Genomic DNA, 16983 nt, shown 5'->3' with positions numbered 1-16983 from the left:
ACCGCCTTCCTGAGGCCAGGCTGAAGCGTCGCCGCGCTGGCGCCCACTGAGACCATGCCCAGCAGCCAGGTTGACTTCACCGACAACATGTAGGAGGTTGGCGAGGGTTAGGCAAGGCTAGGCATAGTGAGGGGTCCGATGAGTTCCGTTTTCTTCGCCAGCTACCTCATCGGGCTGCGCGACGGCCTCGAGGCGGCGCTGGTGGTCACCATCCTGCTGACCGTCCTGGCGCGTTCGCAGCGCCGAGACGGACTCGCCCCGCTCTGGGCCGGCGTCGGAGCGGCCCTCGTCGTCGCGGCCGCCCTCGGCGCGGTACTGACGTATGTGGCCACCTCTCTGCTCAGCGGCGTACGCCTCGAACTGTTCGAGGCCGTCACGTCGCTCCTCGCTGTCGCCATGGTCACCTGGATGATCTTCTGGATGCGGCGCAGCGCTCGCACCCTGAAGGCGGAATTGACCGGTAAGCTCATCGACGCACTCGGCATGGGCCCGGTCGCGATCGGCGCGCTCGCCTTCGTCGCCGTGATCCGAGAGGGCGTCGAGATGGTGCTGCTGGTGTTCTCCGCCGCCCAGGCCGCCGCCGAAACGATCGCCCCACTGGCCGGAATGCTCGCCGGAGTCGGGTCGGCCGTGCTGCTGGGGTGGCTGATGTACGCAGCGGTCGCCCGGGTGAATCTCGGCCGCTTGTTCACCTGGACGGCGGTGCTGCTCATCCTCGTCGCGGCCGGCATCGCCAAGTACGCCGCCCATGGCTTCCAGACCGCCGGGGCGCTGCCCTTCGGGGCGAGCGATGCCTACGACCTGTCGAGCGTCATCGAGCCAACATCCTGGTACGCCACGGTGCTGACCGCCACGGTCAACCTCACTCCGCGGGCCACAGTGCTGGAGATCAGCGTGTGGATCGCTTACGCCGTCGGCGTGCTGCTGCTCTTCTTCCGACCCAATCGGTCCGCGCCCCCAGCCACTGCATCACTGAACGCACCCGCGCCAGCCGACCGGACCGCCGCCTGACCTCGCGTGCCACGCAGACCCGCTCAAAGCGGCCCCACCACCTAGCGCTCGTCATGGTGGGCGTCGCCGCCGTAACCGCCCCTGTCGCCACGCCCGCCGGCGCGGATCCTCTGCTGCTCGCTGCGGGTTCCGCGGAACAGGCGTAACCGCGCCGGCAAGCCGCCGACCTGCTGACACCGCACCCCGCGATACCGACCTCGACGCCGTGATCAGCGCTCGGTGACCTCGTCCACGAGGACGTCAGGTGCGCCGCCCGGCCCGAGGGCAGCCCGCAGCAGCACCGCGACCGTCGGCACGATCGTGATGACCAACAGCCAGGCCCCCACAACGTCGGTGGGCCAGTGCACGACCAGCGCCACCCGGCTGAGACCCACCGCAAACGCCCAGAGGCCGGCAAGACCCACAAGCGCGAACCGACTCCACCGGGCAGACAGCAGCGGCCAACAGACGATCACCGCGACGAGTGCGGCGCTCGCCGAGCGGTGGTGTGACCGGACGGAAACGACCAACTGCCCGAGGGGGCGAGCTGGTCGACGGGCCGCGGCCGATCGATGGTGCCGAGGAGCAGTAGTCGAACAGCCGCGGTAGCCGACATCGCGACGACAACGAAGCAGGCCTGCCGCCACCTGCCACGCCAGATCAGCAGCAGGGCCACGACTGCCGCGATCGGCGCGATGGTGGTGGTGTTCGCCGTCCACGTCACCGCGTACATGGCCGCCCGCCAGCCCGGATGCTCGACGGCGGCGCGGTAGGCGGCCGCGCTGACCCAACCATCGAACCGGATCACCGGCGTGAAGCTCCAGATCACGGCGAGCGCGAGGACCACGAATACGGCTGCCGCCGTCACCACCCAGGCGAGCCAGCGACGAGGGCAACGGGACGGCGCTCGGACGGCTTCAACCTCAGGGTCACCCGAAGACCGAATCAACTGGGAATGGTGCACTGTCCGTCTTCTCCCGCCGAGGGCACCGACCTGATACCTACATCTTGTCGGAGTTCGCCTGCCAGGCGCCGTGCGGCTCACCCCGGCCTCCCTGCCCGGCCGGCTACTCTGGCCGCGGAGGTCGGGGCCGATGACGGAGAGAGACAGACGCCGGGCGCGTGGAGCGCTGGAGTCCGAGGTGATGGGCGTCCTCTGGGCGCGTAGCGAGCCGTTGACCGCCACCGAAGTGCAGACCGCCATCGGCGCTGATTTGGCGTACAACACCGTTCAGACGATCCTGACCCGCCTGCACGACAAGGGTCTGGTGTTGCGGGAAAGGGCCGGACGTGGGCACGTGTACTGGCCGGCGCAGGACGCCGCTACCGCGGCTGCCACACGAATGAGGGAAGCCTTGGCCGACCGACCCGACCGACAGTTGGTCCTTCGGCAGTTCGCCGCATCGCTTGACGACGCCGACGCCTCGGCCCTGCGGCAGATGCTGTCCGACGTCGAGCGCACCCGACGGACATGACAGTCGCGGTGTATCTGCCGTTGCTGCTGGCGCCGCTCCTCGCGCTCGCGGCTCGGCGGATCTCGACTCGCGGCACTCCGGACCTGGCCGCCCGGGCCCTGGCCGTCGCCGCAGTCGTCGCGGCCGCGGCCTCCACCTGGTCGCTGTGTCTGCTGGCCCTGACCCTGCTCGATGATCTACCGCCGCTGGCCACACTGGATGACCATCCCCGCATTGAACTGCCCGAGCCGGTGCCGGGCGCGATCGCACTGACCGCCGTCCTCTTCCTGGTATGGAGTCTCATCCGCCTGCGCGCCGACCTACGCCGCCGCCTCGACACGCACCGGAAGTTACGGGAAGTGGCCAAGCCGCATGCTGGCCTCGTCGTCGCCGACTGGGACGCGCCATTGGCCGTCGCGGTGCCCGGCCGGCCCGGGCACCTGCTAGTCACTACCGGGATGCTGCGGCTGCTCGACGACGATGAGCGCCGAGCGGTCTTCGCCCACGAACACGCTCATCTGGCGTACCGGCACCATCGCCTCGTCGCATGGACCGCCGCCGCGGCGGCTCTCAACCCGCTGCTCACGGGAGTCCGCGAGACCGCCGAGTTCCTCGTCGAGCGGTGGGCCGACGAGGACGCCGCAACGACCGTCGGTGATCGGGCTCTGGTGGCGCAGGCAGTCGCCCGCGCCAGCCTGGCCACCAGCGGATCAGGGCCGACGACAATGCTGGGCATGCACGGCGGCCAAGCAGTACACCGGGTGCGGGCACTGGCGGACGGGGCACCTTCGCCCCAGCGCAGCCGCTTCCTCCCCCCGATTCTGCTCACCGGGGGCATCCTCGGGACCACCGCCGTGGCGACCATCGACTTCGTCGACCTGGCGCGCGCCTGGCTATGAGCCGAACCGGCCCAGACACGTCAGCGACGGTTCGGCCGGGGTTCCGACGTGGCGGGTTGGAGACGGCTGTGGGCCACCAGTTCGACGGTGAGGACGACGGCGACGGCCTCCACGGCGAGGAGCGCGACGAGGACGACAAGCTGTGTCACTCCGGCGGCGAGCGGGCTCGCTCCGCCGAGCAGCACACCGACGAAGGCGCCGGGCAGGGTCACCAGGCCAACCGTCCGGGTCTGGTCAAGCGCCGGGACCAACGCCTGTCCCGCCGCCGGACGGCACACCAGCAGCACCGCGTCGCGGGGCAGCAAGCCCAGGGCCAGGCCGGCCTCCACCTCACCGCGCCTGCTGGTCAGCTCGTCGAGCGCGCGCCGCCCGGCCAGCGACGTCGCGGTCATCGCCCCGCCGATCAGGATCCCCGCGACCGGGATGATCGCGATGCCGCGCATCGGCACCAGGCCCGCCAACAGCAGCCCCGCCACCACAGGCATGCTGCCCACCACGATCGGCGCGCCGGCCCACCACCCCCGACCGCCGCCCGTGACACGCCGACCGGACGTGCCCGCCGCCACCGCGCACATCAGGACAACGAACGCAGCTGTGGCCCACAGCGACACCACGATGCCCGCGATCAGCAGCGACACGGCACCCAGTTGGATCGCGGCACGGACGGCGGCGACCATCACCTGCCGACCGTGACCCAGCTTTCCGAAGGTCACGACGACCGCCGCGACAAGGGTCAGGACAACCAGCGCGACACCGAGCTTCGGACCAACCACGAGCATCGTCGAGGACATGCCGACAGTGTTCCGCCACGGCCGACCAGGGGGCGCACGTGGAGACGGGCGCCCGAGTACGTGCTCCTCCGGGCACCCGCCCCTGGCGGGGGTTGGTCAGCCCCGTCGCCACTTCTGGTTGGCGCCGCCGTTGCAGGTCCACAACTGCAGGACCGCGTCGTTGTTCGGGTCCCAGTCCTTGATGTCGACGCACTTGTTGGCCTGCGGATTGACCAGGTCACCGGCGCCGCTGAGCACGAACTGCTGCGCGGGGTTGCCCGAACAGGTGGCGATCTGGATGGCAGCGCCGTCGGCAGTGGAACCCCAGGCCACGTCCATGCACTTGTTGTTCTGGGTACGCAACGTGCCGCCGACAAACTCCCACCGCTGGTTCGTGCCGTCGGTGCAGTTCCACACGATCAGGCGTTGACCATCGTTGAAGTTCCAGTTCGGTACGTCGATGCACTTGTTGTGCCAGTTGCTGACGATCCGGCTGGAGTCGGTGGCCGGGGGCGGCGTGGTGGGCGGCGGGTTGCCGCCGGTGAACGGCGAGAGGATGATCGCCGCCGAGCGGGGGTCACCGTGGTGCACCAGCGACTCGAAGCCACCGACGTCGTCGTAGGCGAAGCCGTACGCCTTGCCGTCGGCCATGTTGGCGTGGACGATCCGCGAGTAGTGGTTGGGCGAACTGTTGCGGTAGAACTGGTTCGCATCCAGCACCGGCTCCTGCGACGAGGTGCCCAGGGTGCCTCGGTTCAGCGCCGTGCACAGCGTCCGCTTGATCTCCGGCTCGATGAACGGTGGCGTGTTCGGGGCGTTGAACACCCCGTCGCAGCCCCAGACGTTGGCCGTGCTGGGCTTGGCCACCGTGGCGACCTGAGCGCCGGCAGAGTCGGTGAAGACCATGGTGTTGCCGTTGGTCCGACCGAAGAAGCGCCGGTTCGGCTCGTTGACCCGGGGCACGACGGTGAGGGTTCGGCCCGTGTAGGCGTTCCACGCCGAGGTGATGTACCCGTCCAGGTAATTCGGGCTCATCAGGCCGGCGTCCATCGCCTTGCCGGGCGCGAGGACCCGCAGGACGGTGCCGTCGGAGCGGGTGTACACGGAACGGGCGAAGTCGCCGTTGGCCCGGATCTGGTTGATCACGTTCTCCCGGCCGTTGGCGACCGGGTCGCCGGTCCGGATCGTCTGTCCGTCGGCACCGGTGACGCTCACGCCGTGCGGGACGGCGAACATGTCCACCTGGGAACTGTTCAGCCACAGACCCGAGTCGTTGTAGGTGAACTCGGACCAGTCGAACAGGATGTCCCGGTTCGGGTCACCGCCGGCCCACGGAGCGGGTTGGACAAGCCCGTCGGGGCTGAGACGGAGGTCCAACTTCCGGCCGAAGGAGAAGTAGATCCGGCCCGAGATGAACCGCGGGACGCGTACGGTGACGCTGCCTCCATTGCCGGGGCCCGAGATCGCGACGTCCGGCGCGGGGGTCGGTGGCAGGCCACCAGCGGGCCAGGCCGAGAACTGTCCGGCGGCATTGACGTAGCCGAGCCGGCCGCCGGGGCGGATGTCCTGCCCCAGGATGTAGAGGAACACGGCCTCGCCGCGGCCGGAGTTGTTCGTGACGGTGACAGGTAGGACATCGGGCCCCACCGCGTCGGCCGGCTGCGGCATGACGGTGACCATCGGAACAGCGGTGACAAGGACCGCCGCAGCGGCGCCGAGAGCCACCCTGAGGCGGCCTAGCATCGACAAGCTCTTGTTCAACCGGAACCTCCTGACATCGGCCTGGCCCATCCTGACGGCCAGGACGAGTCCGAGAGAGCGCTCTCACAGCCTGATAATCATCGATGGCAAAGTCAACGGCAATCGTTAACTTTGTTGCCTACGGTTCGGAGGTTGTCATCAGGTCCAGATAACGGCGGTCAGGCAGTCTGGGTTGAACCCCAGAGTTCAGCGGATGCCCACGAAGAACCGGGTCTGGTCGCTGCGGTGCAACGCGTAGTAGGCCTCGAAACGGGTGCCGTCGGGCAACCAGGCCACCGATTCGATGCCGAGCAGGGGCGTTGAGGTGGCCACTTCGAGCAGCGCGGCGTCGTCAGGCTCCGGGAAGACCGCTTCGATCCAACGGTCGGCTGCGGCGGCCTCCAGCCCGTAGCGGCGTCGCAGGACGTCGTACAGCGACTGGTTCTCGAGCACGGCGCGCTCCAGGCCGGGCACCAGGCGCGCCGGCAGGGCGGTATCGACGAGCAGCCACGGCTGTCCATCGACCCGTCGGAGTCTGCGCATCCGTACGACCTGCTCGCCGTGCGGGATCTGCAGCAGCTCGGCTTCGCGCTGGTCCGCCTCGCCGAGGCTCTGGCTGATCGTGTGGGTGGCCACCCTGCGGCCGGCCTCCCGCAGATCGTGGGCGGATCCGGACACCGAGCCGACGAAGTTCAGCTCCGTCTTACGTGGAGCGACGAAGGCGCCCCGACCTTTGACCTTGTAGATCATCCGCTGCTGGACGAGTTCACGCAGCGCTTCCCGCACGACGGTCCGAGAGACGCCGAAGATGTCGCTCAACTCCGCCTCGGAGGGCAGCGGCTGGTCCGGGCCGACCTCACCTGACTCGATCTGACTGCGCAGCGCTCGCATCAGCTGCATCCACAGCGGTTCGACCCCGTCACGGGTCAACCGCCGGTAGGCCATCGTCATGGATCCCCTTCTCATCGATCGCGTACAGCATGCCATGCCGCCGATGCTGTCGTTACAGGTTGCTTGAGATTCCGAGACGGGATCGCGGACGGCGGGAACCGCCGTCGGGGAATCCCCTGGTCGTTACGCCCCTGTTACCAGAAACACTGTGACGTGCAACACGTTCTTAACGCAGGTCTAGCGCACCTGTCACTACAGGTCTGTAATAACTGCACCTCGCCCCACCCCCGTGGTGGCCAGGCAACCTGCGCACACCGTGTCCCGCTCCGGCGGGGCCGCTCTTCCTGGAGGCCCCCACCATGCGCGTCCACCACACATCCCGTCGCTGGCGCGCCGCAGCCTCAGCCGCGCTCGCGGCCGCAATCGCGGTAACGGCGTCCGGTTGCGGCTCCGGCTCGAACGACAGCGGCGGGAGCGCGGGCGGCGACAAGCCGTTCATCGCGCTCAGCAACGGCTTCATCGGCAACGGCTGGCGGCAGACGATGATCGCCAAGTTCGAGGCCGCCGCCACCAAGGCGCAGAGCGACGGGCTGATCGGCAAGTTCAAGGTCGTCAACGCCCCCGGCGAGAACTCGGCCACCGAGCAGGTCGCCCAGATCAAGAGCCTGCTGCTGCAGAAGCCGGACGCCCTGCTCATCGACCCGGCCTCGCCGACCGCGCTCAAGCCGGTCATCCAGCAGGCCTGCGACGCCGGCATCAAGGTCGTGGTCTTCGACTCGGCGATCGACGCCCCCTGCGCCCACGTGCTGCTCAACAGCTTCAAGGACTGGGCGACGGCCGCAGCCGAGCCGTTGGTCAAGGGCATCGGCGGCAAGGGCACGGTCATCGTCAGCCGCGGCGTGGTCGGCTCCCAGCCCGAGGAGGAGATGTACAAGACCACGCAGGAGATCCTGACCGCCAACCCGGATGTCAAGGTCGCCGCGACCGTCAACGGGATGTGCGACGGCGCCAAGGCGCAGAAGGCTGTGCTCGGCGTGCTGTCCAGCGTGCCGAAGGTGGACGGCGTCATCGGCTGCGGCGACGGCTACGGCGTCGCCCAGGCCTTCACCACGGCCGGCAAGCCGATCCCGGCGCTCACCTTCGAGACCAACGGCCGCGCGCTGAAGTACTGGCAGGACAGCAAGCTCGACAACGGCTCGGTCGCGGTCATGTCCGACCCGGGTCAGTCGGTGGCCGCCCTCTGGGAGGCGATCGACCTGCTCGACGGCAAGGACATCCCCAAGGAACTGACCTTCCCGATCGTGCTGGTGGAGCAGAAGGACGTGGCCGCCTGGGCCGGCGCGCTCAAGCCCGACGAGTACGCCGCCTGGCCGTGGACCCAGGACCTCTTCCGCAAGCAGGTCGAGGCCGTGAAGACCGGTGGCGCACCGGTCCAGCCGCCGATCCCGACGGCCGCCGGCTGACCGGGACATCCCAAAGGAGCGGATCATGCACGTCGACAACCTGCCGGTGGGGTCGCTCGCGGCCCCGCCGGCGGGCGACCGGGAGGCCGCCCCGGCCCAGCCGGTCGTCACCGCACGGCAGGTGACCAGGACGTACGGACGTACCCGGGCGCTCACCGGCGTGGACCTCGAGGTCCGCGCCGGGGAGGTGCTCGGCCTCGTCGGCCACAACGGCGCCGGCAAGAGCACGCTGATGCGCGTCCTCGCCGGGCTCGAGGCGTGCGACGAGGGCGTGGTCACCGTCCGCGGGCAGGAGGTGCCGCGCGACGTCGGACCGGGGGCTGCGGAGTTCCGCGCCGTACGGATGGCCTACCAGGAGACGTCGCTCTGCCCCGACCTCACCGTCGCGGAGAACATCTGGATCTCCTCCCGATCCTGCCTGCCGCGACTGCGGTGGCGGCGGGCGGCCAGCGTGGCGGTCCAGCGCCGGCTCGACGAGATGTTCCCGGGTCACGGGGTGGCGCCACGGGACCGGGTGGAGGACCTCACCCTGGCCCGCCGACAGATGGTGGAGATCGCCCGGGCGAGCCTGGTCGACCGCCTCGACCTGCTGATCCTGGACGAGCCGACCGAGTCCCTCGGCCCGGACGCCGCCCGCTCCCTGTATGACCACGTCCGCACCCTCACCGCACAGGGCTCGGCCGTGCTGCTCATCTCGCACCGCATCCGCGAGGTGCTGTCGGTGGCCGACCGGGTCGCCGTGATGCGCGACGGGGCGGTCGTGGCGGACAAGCCGGCGGCCGGGCTCAGTGAGGCCGACGTCCTCGTCCTGATGGGGGCCGAGGTGGCCGCCCCGGCCAACCCCGGCCCGGCGCCGGCAGCCGTACCGGCCGGTGACCGGCCGGTCATGGCAGAACTGCGCGGCGCCAGCGGCCAGGGCCTGCACGACGTCTCGGTCCGCATCGGCGCGGGCGAGGTCGTGGGCCTCGCCGGACTGGCCGGCCAGGGCCAGCAGGAGGTGCTCGAACGGCTGTGGCGCCCGGTCCGCAAGGACACCACGGTGCACGGCACCCGCGCGTACGTGCCGGGCGACCGGCAGCGCTCCGGCGTGTTCCCGCTGTGGTCCGTGGCGGAAAACCTGATCGTCACCGCGCAGCGCGGACTGGCCCGGTACGGCCTCCGCCGCCGGGCCGAGGAAGGCGCGGCGGTGCGGAGCTGGGTCGACCGGCTGGCCATTCGCGGCGGCGCCGACGCGGGCATGACCGAGCTCAGCGGCGGCAACCAGCAGAAGGTCATCGTGGCCCGGGCGTTCGCCTCGACGGCCGACCTGGTCCTGCTCGACGACCCGTTCCGCGGGGTGGACGTGCACACCAAGACCGACCTGTACGCGCTCATCCGCGCTGAGGCTGCCAACGGCCGCAGCGTCGTCTGGTACTCGAGCGAGAACGCCGAGATGGCGCACTGCGACCGGGTCTACGTGCTGCGCGCCGGCCGGGTAGTCGCCGAACTGACCGGCGACGAGATCTCGGAGGAACGGATCATCGCCGTCTCCTTCGCCGAGTCGACGGGAGCACCGCGATGACCAACCTCGTCGTGGCGGCCGTGCCGCCACGAGCCCGACTGCGCCGCCTCGCGCCGGCCATGGTCAGCACGATCGCCATGTTCGCGATGGTCGCCGTCTGCGCGTCGCTGCAGTCGGACGTGCTGACCGTCACCGGCCTCACCCTGATCCTCTCGGCCACCGTTCCGCTGGTCATCGCGGCCCAGGCCCAGATGATCCTCATGTCGGTCGGCGACATCGACCTCGGCATCGGCAACTTCGTCGGCCTCGTCACCGTCCTCACCGCCACCAAACTGGTGTCCGCGCCGGGCACCGGCGTCCTGCTCCTGGTCGGCCTCGTCGCGGCGTACGCCCTGCTGGGCGCGCTGATCCACCTGCGTCAGGTGCCCTCGCTGATCGCCACCCTCGGCACCTCGTTCGTCTGGCTGGGGCTGGGCCTGTTCGTCCTGCCCACCCCCGGTGGCAGCACGCCGGAGTGGCTGGCCACGTTCGGATCGTGGGCGCCGGCCGGATTCCCGGCGCCGCTGCTGCCGATCCTCGTGGTGTCCGCGCTGGTCTGGCTGTTCGCCTCCCGCGGCTCCGTCGGGGTCCGGGTCCGCGCCTTCGGCAGCAACCCTGTCGCGCTGCGCCGGGCCGGCCTGAGCCCGTTGGCCGCGCGGGTCGTCGCGTACGGCATGGCCGGCGCGCTCGGCGTGCTCGCCGGTCTCCTGCTGGCCTCGCAGACCGGCGGTGGCGACGTCTCGTCCGCCTCCAGCTACACCCTGATCACGGTCGCCGCGGTGATCCTCGGCGGTGGCTCCTTCCGGGGCGGCACCGCCGTGCCGTGGGGCGTGGCCATCGGCGGCGTGACGCTCGGCCTGGTCAGCGTCGTCCTCAGCCTCCTCGACGTGCCGTCCAACATGCAGTCGGCCGTCCAGGGCGCGATCGTGCTGGCCGTGCTCGCCGGCCGCGTCGTGGTCGGAAAGGTGCTCCGATGACCCTCCGTACGCTCGCCCGCCCCTGGATCTGGGGCTTCGTCGCCGCCGCGCTCGTCTGGGCCACCATCCTGGCGCTGTCCAGCCACGGTGGCGGGCAAACCGTCTCCCTGGCGCTGTCCCTGGCGCCGTACCTGGTCATCGTGGGCCTGGGCCAGATGCTCGTGATCACCGCCGGCCCGGGCAACATCGACGTCTCGGTGGCGCCGATCATCTCGCTCGCCGGGTTCGTCGCGGTCGCGGTGACCGCGTCGACCGGATCGGTGGCGGTCGGCATCCTGGCGGGAGTCGGGACCGGCCTGGCCGTCGCCGCGATCAGCGTGCTGGCCATCCTCGGCCTGTCCATTCCCCCGATCATCGCCACCCTGGCGGCCGGGCTGATCGCCTCGTCGCTGACCCTGTCGCTGGCCGACGGCTTCACCGCCATGCCCGACGACGGGCTGCGCCGGCTGCTCGACCTGCGCCCCGCGGGCGTACCGGTGCTCGCGGTCGCCGTGGCCGTGCTCACCGCGCTGATCGTCGCCCTGCTCAGCCGTACGACGTACGGGCGGTCACTGCTCGCCGTCGGCCAGAGCCGGCCGGCCGCGGAACGGGCCGGCATCCCGGTCGCCCGGATCATCGGCGCCACGTACCTGGCCAGCGGCGCCCTCGCCGGACTGGCCGGCGCTCTGCTGGCGGCATACATCGCACCCTCGCCCGACCTGGGCACCCGGTACCTGCTCGACTCGGTCGCCGTGGTCGTGATCGGCGGGACGCTCATCTCGGGCGGTCGCGCCGTACCGGTGGGCATCTGGGGCAGCGCGCTCTTCTTCATCCTGCTCGACGGCCTGGTGAACCTGGTCGGCTGGAGCACCGCCGCGCAGAACCTGCTCAAGGGCGGCCTCGTGCTCTTCGTCCTCTTCCTGGCCGGTGGCGGTACGCGCCGCGACGCCACCACCTCCCGACCCCGGCGACGGGCGCGCCCCGCGACCGTCGCCACCGCAGCAACGACTACAGGAGACAACACCCATGGCTGACACCGACGGTCTGCTCGACGCCCGGGACTTCGGCGGGAGCGAGCGCCCGGCCACCGGCTTCCATGTCAAGGGCGCTCACGCACAGGACTGGGGACTGCAGAACCGGCTCGCCCGGATCTTCCGCCCCGACAACGGCCGTACCGTGATGCTGGCCTTCGACCACGGCTACTTCCTCGGCCCGATGGCCGGCCTGGAGCGGATCGACACCAACATCGCCCCGCTCGTGCCGCACGCCGACGCGATCATGATGACCCGGGGCGCGCTGCGCACCAGCATCCCGTCGCACAGCACCGCCGGCGTGGTGCTGCGCGCCAGCGGCGGCCCGAGCGTGCTGCGGGACCTCTCCGACGAGCACCTCGCGCTCGACATCGAGGACGCGGTCCGGCTCAACGCGGCGGCCCTGGCGATCCAGGTGTTCATCGGCGGCGAGCACGAGTCGCGGTCGGTGGCGAACCTGGCCAAGTTGGTCGACGCCGGGCAGCGGCACGGCATCGCCGTCCTTGGGGTCACCGCGGTCGGCAAGGACATGGTCCGCGACGCCCGCTACTTCCGGCTCGCCACCCGGATCAGCGCCGAGATGGGTGCGCACATCGTCAAGACGTACTACGTCAACGAGGGCTTCGAGACCGTCACCGCCAGCTGCCCGGTGCCGATCATCGTCGCCGGCGGTAAGAAGCTTCCCGAGCTCGACGCGCTGACCATGGCGTACCGGTCGATGCAGGAAGGCGCCGCGGGCGTCGACATGGGCCGCAACATCTTCCAGAGCGAGCACCCGGCGGCGATGCTCGCCGCCGTCCGCGCCGTGGTGCACGACGACGCGAAGCCCGAGGAGGCCCACGAGCTCTTCCGCGAGCGGTCGGCCGGTTCCGCAGCATCCTGACCCACCCCCAGGGGTGCGGGTCCCGGCACGCAGCCGCGGACCCGCACCCCACACCCCCGGGAGCCTTCATGTCGCAGCCACAGACCGGACCCGATGATGTCGTCGACCTCGTCATCGTCGGCGCCGGCATCAACGGCCTTGCCATCGCCAGAGACGCCGCCGACCGCGGCCTGAGTGTGGTCGTCGTGGACCGGGGCGACGTCGGCGCCGGTACGACGAGCACGTCGAGCCGGCTCATCCACGGTGGCCTGAAGTACCTCGAACGCTACGACTTCACCCTGGTGAACGAGTCCATCCGCGAACGCCACCTGCTGTTCCGCACCGCCCCGCACCTGGTGCACGACTACCCGATGCTCATCCCGTCCTACGCCCGCGACAGCCGACCGGGACCGCTGGTCCGGCTCGGTTTGGCGGCCTTCGACGTGCTGGCCGCCCGCCGCGGACGCGGGATCAGCCGGGGCCTGTCCGCCCGCCGGATCGGTAAGCGCTGGCCGCAGCTGTCGCGCGACGGGCTGCGCGGCGGGGTGCTCTTTCGCGACGCGCAGGTGCCGTGGGCCGAGCGGCTCTGCGTCGAGCTGCTGCTCGACGCGGAACGGCTGGGCGCGCGGGTGCTGACCTACACCACGGTGACCGGGCTCATCGTCGAGGATGGCCGGGTGCTCGGGGTCCGGACCACGGACAACCGGTCCGGTCAGCAGGGGCGGATCCGGGCCCGGCTCACCGTGAACGCCGCCGGGCCGTGGATCGACCAGGTCCTACGCGGACAGGTCGAGAGCCGGCGGCTCAACGGCGGCACCAAGGGCAGCCACGTCATCCTCGACCCGTTCCCCGGCGCCCCGGACACCTGCATCTTCTTCGAGGCCGCCGCCGACCAGCGGCCGATCTTCATCTTCCCGTGGGCGGGTCGCTACATCCTGGGCAGCACCGACCTCACCTACGACGGGGACCTCGACGAGGTCGTCGCCAGCGACGCCGAGATCGAGTACCTGCTCAACGAGACCAACCGGATCATTCCGCAGGCCAAGCTCACCCCGGCCGACGTGCTCTACAGCGTCGCCGGGATCCGCCCGCTGCCACATACGGCCGGTGTCTCGGACAACGCCAAGATCAGCCGTGGGCACACCGTGCTCGACCACGCGCCGGCGTACGCCGGACTGCTGTCGATCATTGGCGGCAAGCTGACCACCCACCGGGCGCTCGCCGAGGACGCCACCGACGCGGCGCTGAAGGTGCTCGGCCGGCCCCGCGGACGGTGCACCACCCGTACCCGGCCGCTGCCCGGCGCCGACACCTCCGACTGGCGTACGTTCCGCGCGGAGTTCCAGCGCTCGGCGACCCCGTTCACCGGCGAGCAGCGAGCCCGGCTGCTCGACCTGTACGGGGTGCGGGCGCGCCGCGTGCGGGAACTCGTCGTCACCGATCCATCACTCGCCGAGGTCGTCGACGAGCAGACCGGCGCGGTCGCCGCCGAGATCGTCATGGCGTTCCGCGAGGAGAGGGCCGTGACGTTGGCAGACGTCCTGCTGCGTCGTACCCTGATCGGCCTCGGACCCGACATGGCGCTGTCGACCGCCGTGACCTGCGCGGACGTCGCCGTCCGGCATCTCGGCTGGGACGACGAACGGGCCCGCGCCGAGGTGGCCGCCTACCACGCCGAGCTGCGACGCTTCCGCCCGCGCGCGCTGAACCTCTCGGCGGCAACCCCGAACAGCGACAGGAGGACGTCATGACGACACCGCACATCTGCTACCTCGGGGTCGACGTCGGGCTCACCGCCACCAAGGCGGCCGCCTTCGACATCGAGGGCCGCGAGCTCGCCGTCGTGCACGCCCGCACGCCGCGCACCAGCGTGACCGCCCACCGCCACGACGTGGACATGCTCGCGCTGGCCGACACGGTGATGTCGCTGCTCAGCGAGGTCGCCGGCAAGCTGGCCGCCGAGGGGTACGCCCCGGCCGGCATCGGGGTGGCCGCCCACGGCAACGGCCTCTACCCGGTCGACGAGGCGCTGCGCCCGGTGGGGCCGGCCATCGCCTCCTCGGACAGCCGCGCCCAGCGGATCGTCCAGGCCATCCCGCCGCAGGAGGCACGCCGGCTGGCCGAGGAGACCGGATCGATTCCCTGGGCCGCCCAGCCGAGCGTCCTGCTGCGCTGGCTCCGGGACAACGAACCGGACGCCTACACGGCCACCCGGTGGGCCCTCTCCTGCAAGGACTGGGTCACCTCGCAGCTCACCGGCGTGGCCAGCGCCGACTACAGCGACGCCAGCGCCTCCGGCATGGTCGCGCTCGGCACCCGCGCCTACACCGCCACGGCGCTCGAACTCGTCGGGCTGCCGGCCACCGACCTCGACCGGTTCCCGCCGCTGCGGCGCTCCGACGAGGTGGTCGCCGGGCTGAGCGCCGCCGCCGCGGCCCGCAGCGGGCTCCCCGAGGGTCTGCCCGTCATCGCGGGTTGCATGGACTGCGTGGCGGCGACCCTCGGCGCCGGGGGCCGGGAGGTCGGGGACGGGACGATCATCGTCGGCACCTGGGCGATCAACGGTGTCGTCGTCCCCGCGCGTGCTCCCGCCCCCGAGGTAACCCTCAGCGCGTTCATGCCCGACCCGGCCACGATGCTGGCCATGGAGGTCGCGCCGACCTCCGCGGCGAACCTGGAGTGGCTCGCCTGCGCCGGGGTCGCGCACGACCAGGTCGGCAGCGTCGCCGCAGCGGAGCTCCTGCGGGAAGCGGCCACCGTGCCACCCGGCGCCGATGGTCTGCTGTTCCTACCGTTCGTCAACGGCTCGCCCGAGCATCCGTCGGCCTCCGGCACCTTCATCGGCATCTCCAGCAATCACCGCCGCGGGCACCTCACCCGAGCGGTCATCGAGGGGGTCGCCCAGTACCACCGGGTGCAGTTGGACCGGGTGTTGGCCAGTGGCGCCGACGTCGGGGACCGCCCCTGGCGGCTCGCCGGCGGAGGCGCCCGGTCGACGGTCTGGGCGCAGATCTTCGCCGACGTGCTGGGGCGACCCGTCCGGCGCCAGCTCACCAGCGAACTGGGAGCCCGCGGAGTCGCCTCCCTGCTGCCCGGCGCCCTTGCCCACGACGTGCCGCCGTGGACCGTCAACGACGAGGACGACCTGTGCGTGTACCCGGGACCCGACCGGGCCGCATACCTTGCGCACTCCCAGGTGTTCGACCGCTGTCTCGCCGGCATGTCCTCGGTCTGGTCGGAGGTCGAGCGCTACCGCACGACCTGACGCGCAGAATCGACCAACCCTCCTCCCTCTGCGGGGCCGATCCGGAGTTCGCCGTCGACCGGCCGCCAGCGGTCTACCCTGAAGATCTATCCGACACTTCAGGTGACGCTCGACGGCAACTCCGGAAGGGCCCGACGTGACCGCAGAGACCTCCGGCGGCTCAGGTGCACTGATGCCCGCCGCGTTCATCGGCCATGGCAACCCCATGAACGCTCTCGAGGTCAACCGATACACCACCTCGTGGAGGGCGTTCGGCGCCGCGGTGCCGCGGCCCCGTGTCATCCTGGTCATCAGCGCGCACTGGTACACCAACGCCACCGCCGTCACCGCGATGCCCCGGCCGCGGACCATCCACGACTTCTACGGCTTCCCGCAGGCGTTGTTCGAGGTGGAGTACCCCGCGCCGGGGCTGCCCGAGCTGGTTACGGAGATCAGCGACGCCGTTCACCCGACCTGGGTCGGCGCCGACCTCGACAGCTGGGGCATTGACCACGGCACCTGGTCCGTCTTGACGCACGCCTTCCCGGACGCCTCGGTCCCGGTCGTACAGCTCAGCATCAACGCCGACAAGCCCTTGGACTACCATCTCGAGCTCGGCGCCAAGCTCGCTCCACTGAGACAACGCGGAGTGCTCGTCATCGCCAGCGGCAACGTCGTGCACAACCTACGCGGCATGGACTGGCAGCTGACCGACGACGGCTACGACTGGGCCCAGCGCTTCGACGAGGACGCCAAGACCCGCATGTTGACCGATCCGGGCGAGTTCGCGACGCTCGACGCCCACCGCGACTTTCGCCACGCGGTGCCGACACCGGATCACTTCATTCCCGCGCTCTACCTCGCCGGTCTGGCCGCCACCGCCGACGCGCCGGACACCGACGTCCTCGTGGACGGCTACGCCTACGGATCGTTGTCGATGACGGCTTACACCCTCGGGCTGCCCTGCCCCGACGCAGCTGGCGAAGGCGGATCCCCACAGCCGCCCGACGACCTGCCGGCCGACGGCTCGAACATCTAGGGTTGCGCGCGACCTGACGGAAGTTGGCCTCGCAGAGCTGACAACGCCGCGACCTGCGGCCGGAGAGCGTCCGGAACCGCAGGCCGCGGCGCGATCGTGCGAAG

Annotated in this window: 16 protein-coding genes; 11 read left to right on the top strand and 5 right to left on the bottom strand. The window is 70.8% G+C overall.

All coding sequences use genetic code 11. The features are described from left to right. Positions 1–138: 138 nt before the first annotated feature. A complete protein-coding gene (efeU, locus tag ACGGAQ_RS15155) occupies positions 139–1011 on the top strand; it encodes an iron uptake transporter permease EfeU (protein WP_393049043.1) in 873 nt (290 codons plus the stop codon). A gap of 209 nt (positions 1012–1220) precedes the next feature. On the opposite strand, the gene ACGGAQ_RS15150 is transcribed toward efeU, so the two are convergent. Together ACGGAQ_RS15150 and ACGGAQ_RS15145 are read right to left on the bottom strand one after the other, a co-directional pair. After that, a complete protein-coding gene (locus ACGGAQ_RS15150; protein WP_393049041.1) occupies positions 1221–1466 on the bottom strand; it encodes a hypothetical protein in 246 nt (81 codons plus the stop codon). Continuing rightward, on the bottom strand, positions 1463–1861 hold the full coding sequence (locus tag ACGGAQ_RS15145; RefSeq protein ID WP_393049039.1) for a hypothetical protein: 399 nt from the start codon (positions 1859–1861) through the stop codon (positions 1463–1465). Before ACGGAQ_RS15145 ends, ACGGAQ_RS15150 begins: the two co-directional genes overlap by 4 nt. Before the next feature lie 223 nt (positions 1862–2084). Here ACGGAQ_RS15145 and ACGGAQ_RS15140 point away from each other — a divergent pair, with 223 nt between their 5' ends. Then, positions 2085–2465, top strand: coding sequence for a BlaI/MecI/CopY family transcriptional regulator (locus ACGGAQ_RS15140; RefSeq protein ID WP_393049036.1), 381 nt, complete (start codon positions 2085–2087; stop codon positions 2463–2465). After that, the gene (locus tag ACGGAQ_RS15135; RefSeq protein ID WP_393049033.1) at positions 2462–3343 is read left to right on the top strand and encodes a M56 family metallopeptidase; all 882 of its coding nucleotides are present in this window, start codon (positions 2462–2464) and stop codon (positions 3341–3343) included. Before ACGGAQ_RS15140 ends, ACGGAQ_RS15135 begins: the two co-directional genes overlap by 4 nt. Positions 3344–3363: 20 nt before the next feature. On the opposite strand, the gene ACGGAQ_RS15130 is transcribed toward ACGGAQ_RS15135, so the two are convergent. The 3 genes from ACGGAQ_RS15130 to ACGGAQ_RS15120 form a co-directional block, all read right to left on the bottom strand. Continuing rightward, positions 3364–4134, bottom strand: coding sequence for an ABC transporter permease (locus ACGGAQ_RS15130; protein WP_393049030.1), 771 nt, complete (start codon positions 4132–4134; stop codon positions 3364–3366). Between the two features lie 96 nt (positions 4135–4230). Next, positions 4231–5856 (bottom strand): beta-1,3-glucanase family protein, encoded by a 1626-nt coding sequence (locus ACGGAQ_RS15125; RefSeq protein WP_387261331.1) that lies wholly within the window; start codon positions 5854–5856, stop codon positions 4231–4233. Between the two features lie 204 nt (positions 5857–6060). Continuing rightward, positions 6061–6804, bottom strand: coding sequence for a GntR family transcriptional regulator (locus ACGGAQ_RS15120; RefSeq protein WP_393049027.1), 744 nt, complete (start codon positions 6802–6804; stop codon positions 6061–6063). 299 nt (positions 6805–7103) lie between these two features. On the opposite strand from ACGGAQ_RS15120, the gene ACGGAQ_RS15115 reads away from it, so the two are divergent. The 8 genes from ACGGAQ_RS15115 to ygiD all read left to right on the top strand — a co-directional run bounded on the left by ACGGAQ_RS15115 (position 7104) and on the right by ygiD (position 16879). Then, complete coding sequence (locus tag ACGGAQ_RS15115) at positions 7104–8207, top strand: ABC transporter substrate-binding protein (RefSeq protein WP_393049024.1); 1104 nt, start codon at positions 7104–7106, stop codon at positions 8205–8207. A gap of 25 nt (positions 8208–8232) precedes the next feature. Continuing rightward, complete coding sequence (locus ACGGAQ_RS15110; RefSeq protein WP_393049022.1) at positions 8233–9768, top strand: sugar ABC transporter ATP-binding protein; 1536 nt, start codon at positions 8233–8235, stop codon at positions 9766–9768. Next, complete coding sequence (locus tag ACGGAQ_RS15105) at positions 9765–10724, top strand: ABC transporter permease (RefSeq protein ID WP_393049019.1); 960 nt, start codon at positions 9765–9767, stop codon at positions 10722–10724. Before ACGGAQ_RS15110 ends, ACGGAQ_RS15105 begins: the two co-directional genes overlap by 4 nt. Then, the gene (locus ACGGAQ_RS15100) at positions 10721–11737 is read left to right on the top strand and encodes an ABC transporter permease (RefSeq protein ID WP_393049016.1); all 1017 of its coding nucleotides are present in this window, start codon (positions 10721–10723) and stop codon (positions 11735–11737) included. Before ACGGAQ_RS15105 ends, ACGGAQ_RS15100 begins: the two co-directional genes overlap by 4 nt. Further along, positions 11730–12617: a 3-hydroxy-5-phosphonooxypentane-2,4-dione thiolase gene (gene lsrF, locus ACGGAQ_RS15095; RefSeq protein WP_393049014.1), complete on the top strand. Its 888-nt coding sequence runs from the start codon at positions 11730–11732 to the stop codon at positions 12615–12617. The genes ACGGAQ_RS15100 and lsrF overlap by 8 nt, the downstream gene beginning before the upstream one ends. Positions 12618–12685: 68 nt before the next feature. Next, positions 12686–14347 carry a glycerol-3-phosphate dehydrogenase/oxidase gene (locus tag ACGGAQ_RS15090; protein WP_393049012.1) on the top strand — a complete coding sequence of 554 codons (1662 nt, stop codon included), beginning with the start codon at positions 12686–12688 and terminating at the stop codon, positions 14345–14347. Beyond that, a complete protein-coding gene (locus ACGGAQ_RS15085; RefSeq protein ID WP_393049009.1) occupies positions 14344–15861 on the top strand; it encodes an FGGY-family carbohydrate kinase in 1518 nt (505 codons plus the stop codon). Before ACGGAQ_RS15090 ends, ACGGAQ_RS15085 begins: the two co-directional genes overlap by 4 nt. Before the next feature lie 172 nt (positions 15862–16033). Then, positions 16034–16879: a 4,5-DOPA dioxygenase extradiol gene (gene ygiD, locus ACGGAQ_RS15080; RefSeq protein WP_393049006.1), complete on the top strand. Its 846-nt coding sequence runs from the start codon at positions 16034–16036 to the stop codon at positions 16877–16879. The last annotated feature ends 104 nt before the right edge of the window (positions 16880–16983 follow it).

The sequence above is a fragment of the Micromonospora sp. NPDC047557 genome (assembly GCF_043205095.1).
GTDB lineage: Bacteria > Actinomycetota > Actinomycetes > Mycobacteriales > Micromonosporaceae > Micromonospora.
This window is presented reverse-complemented; position numbering and strand designations above follow the sequence as displayed.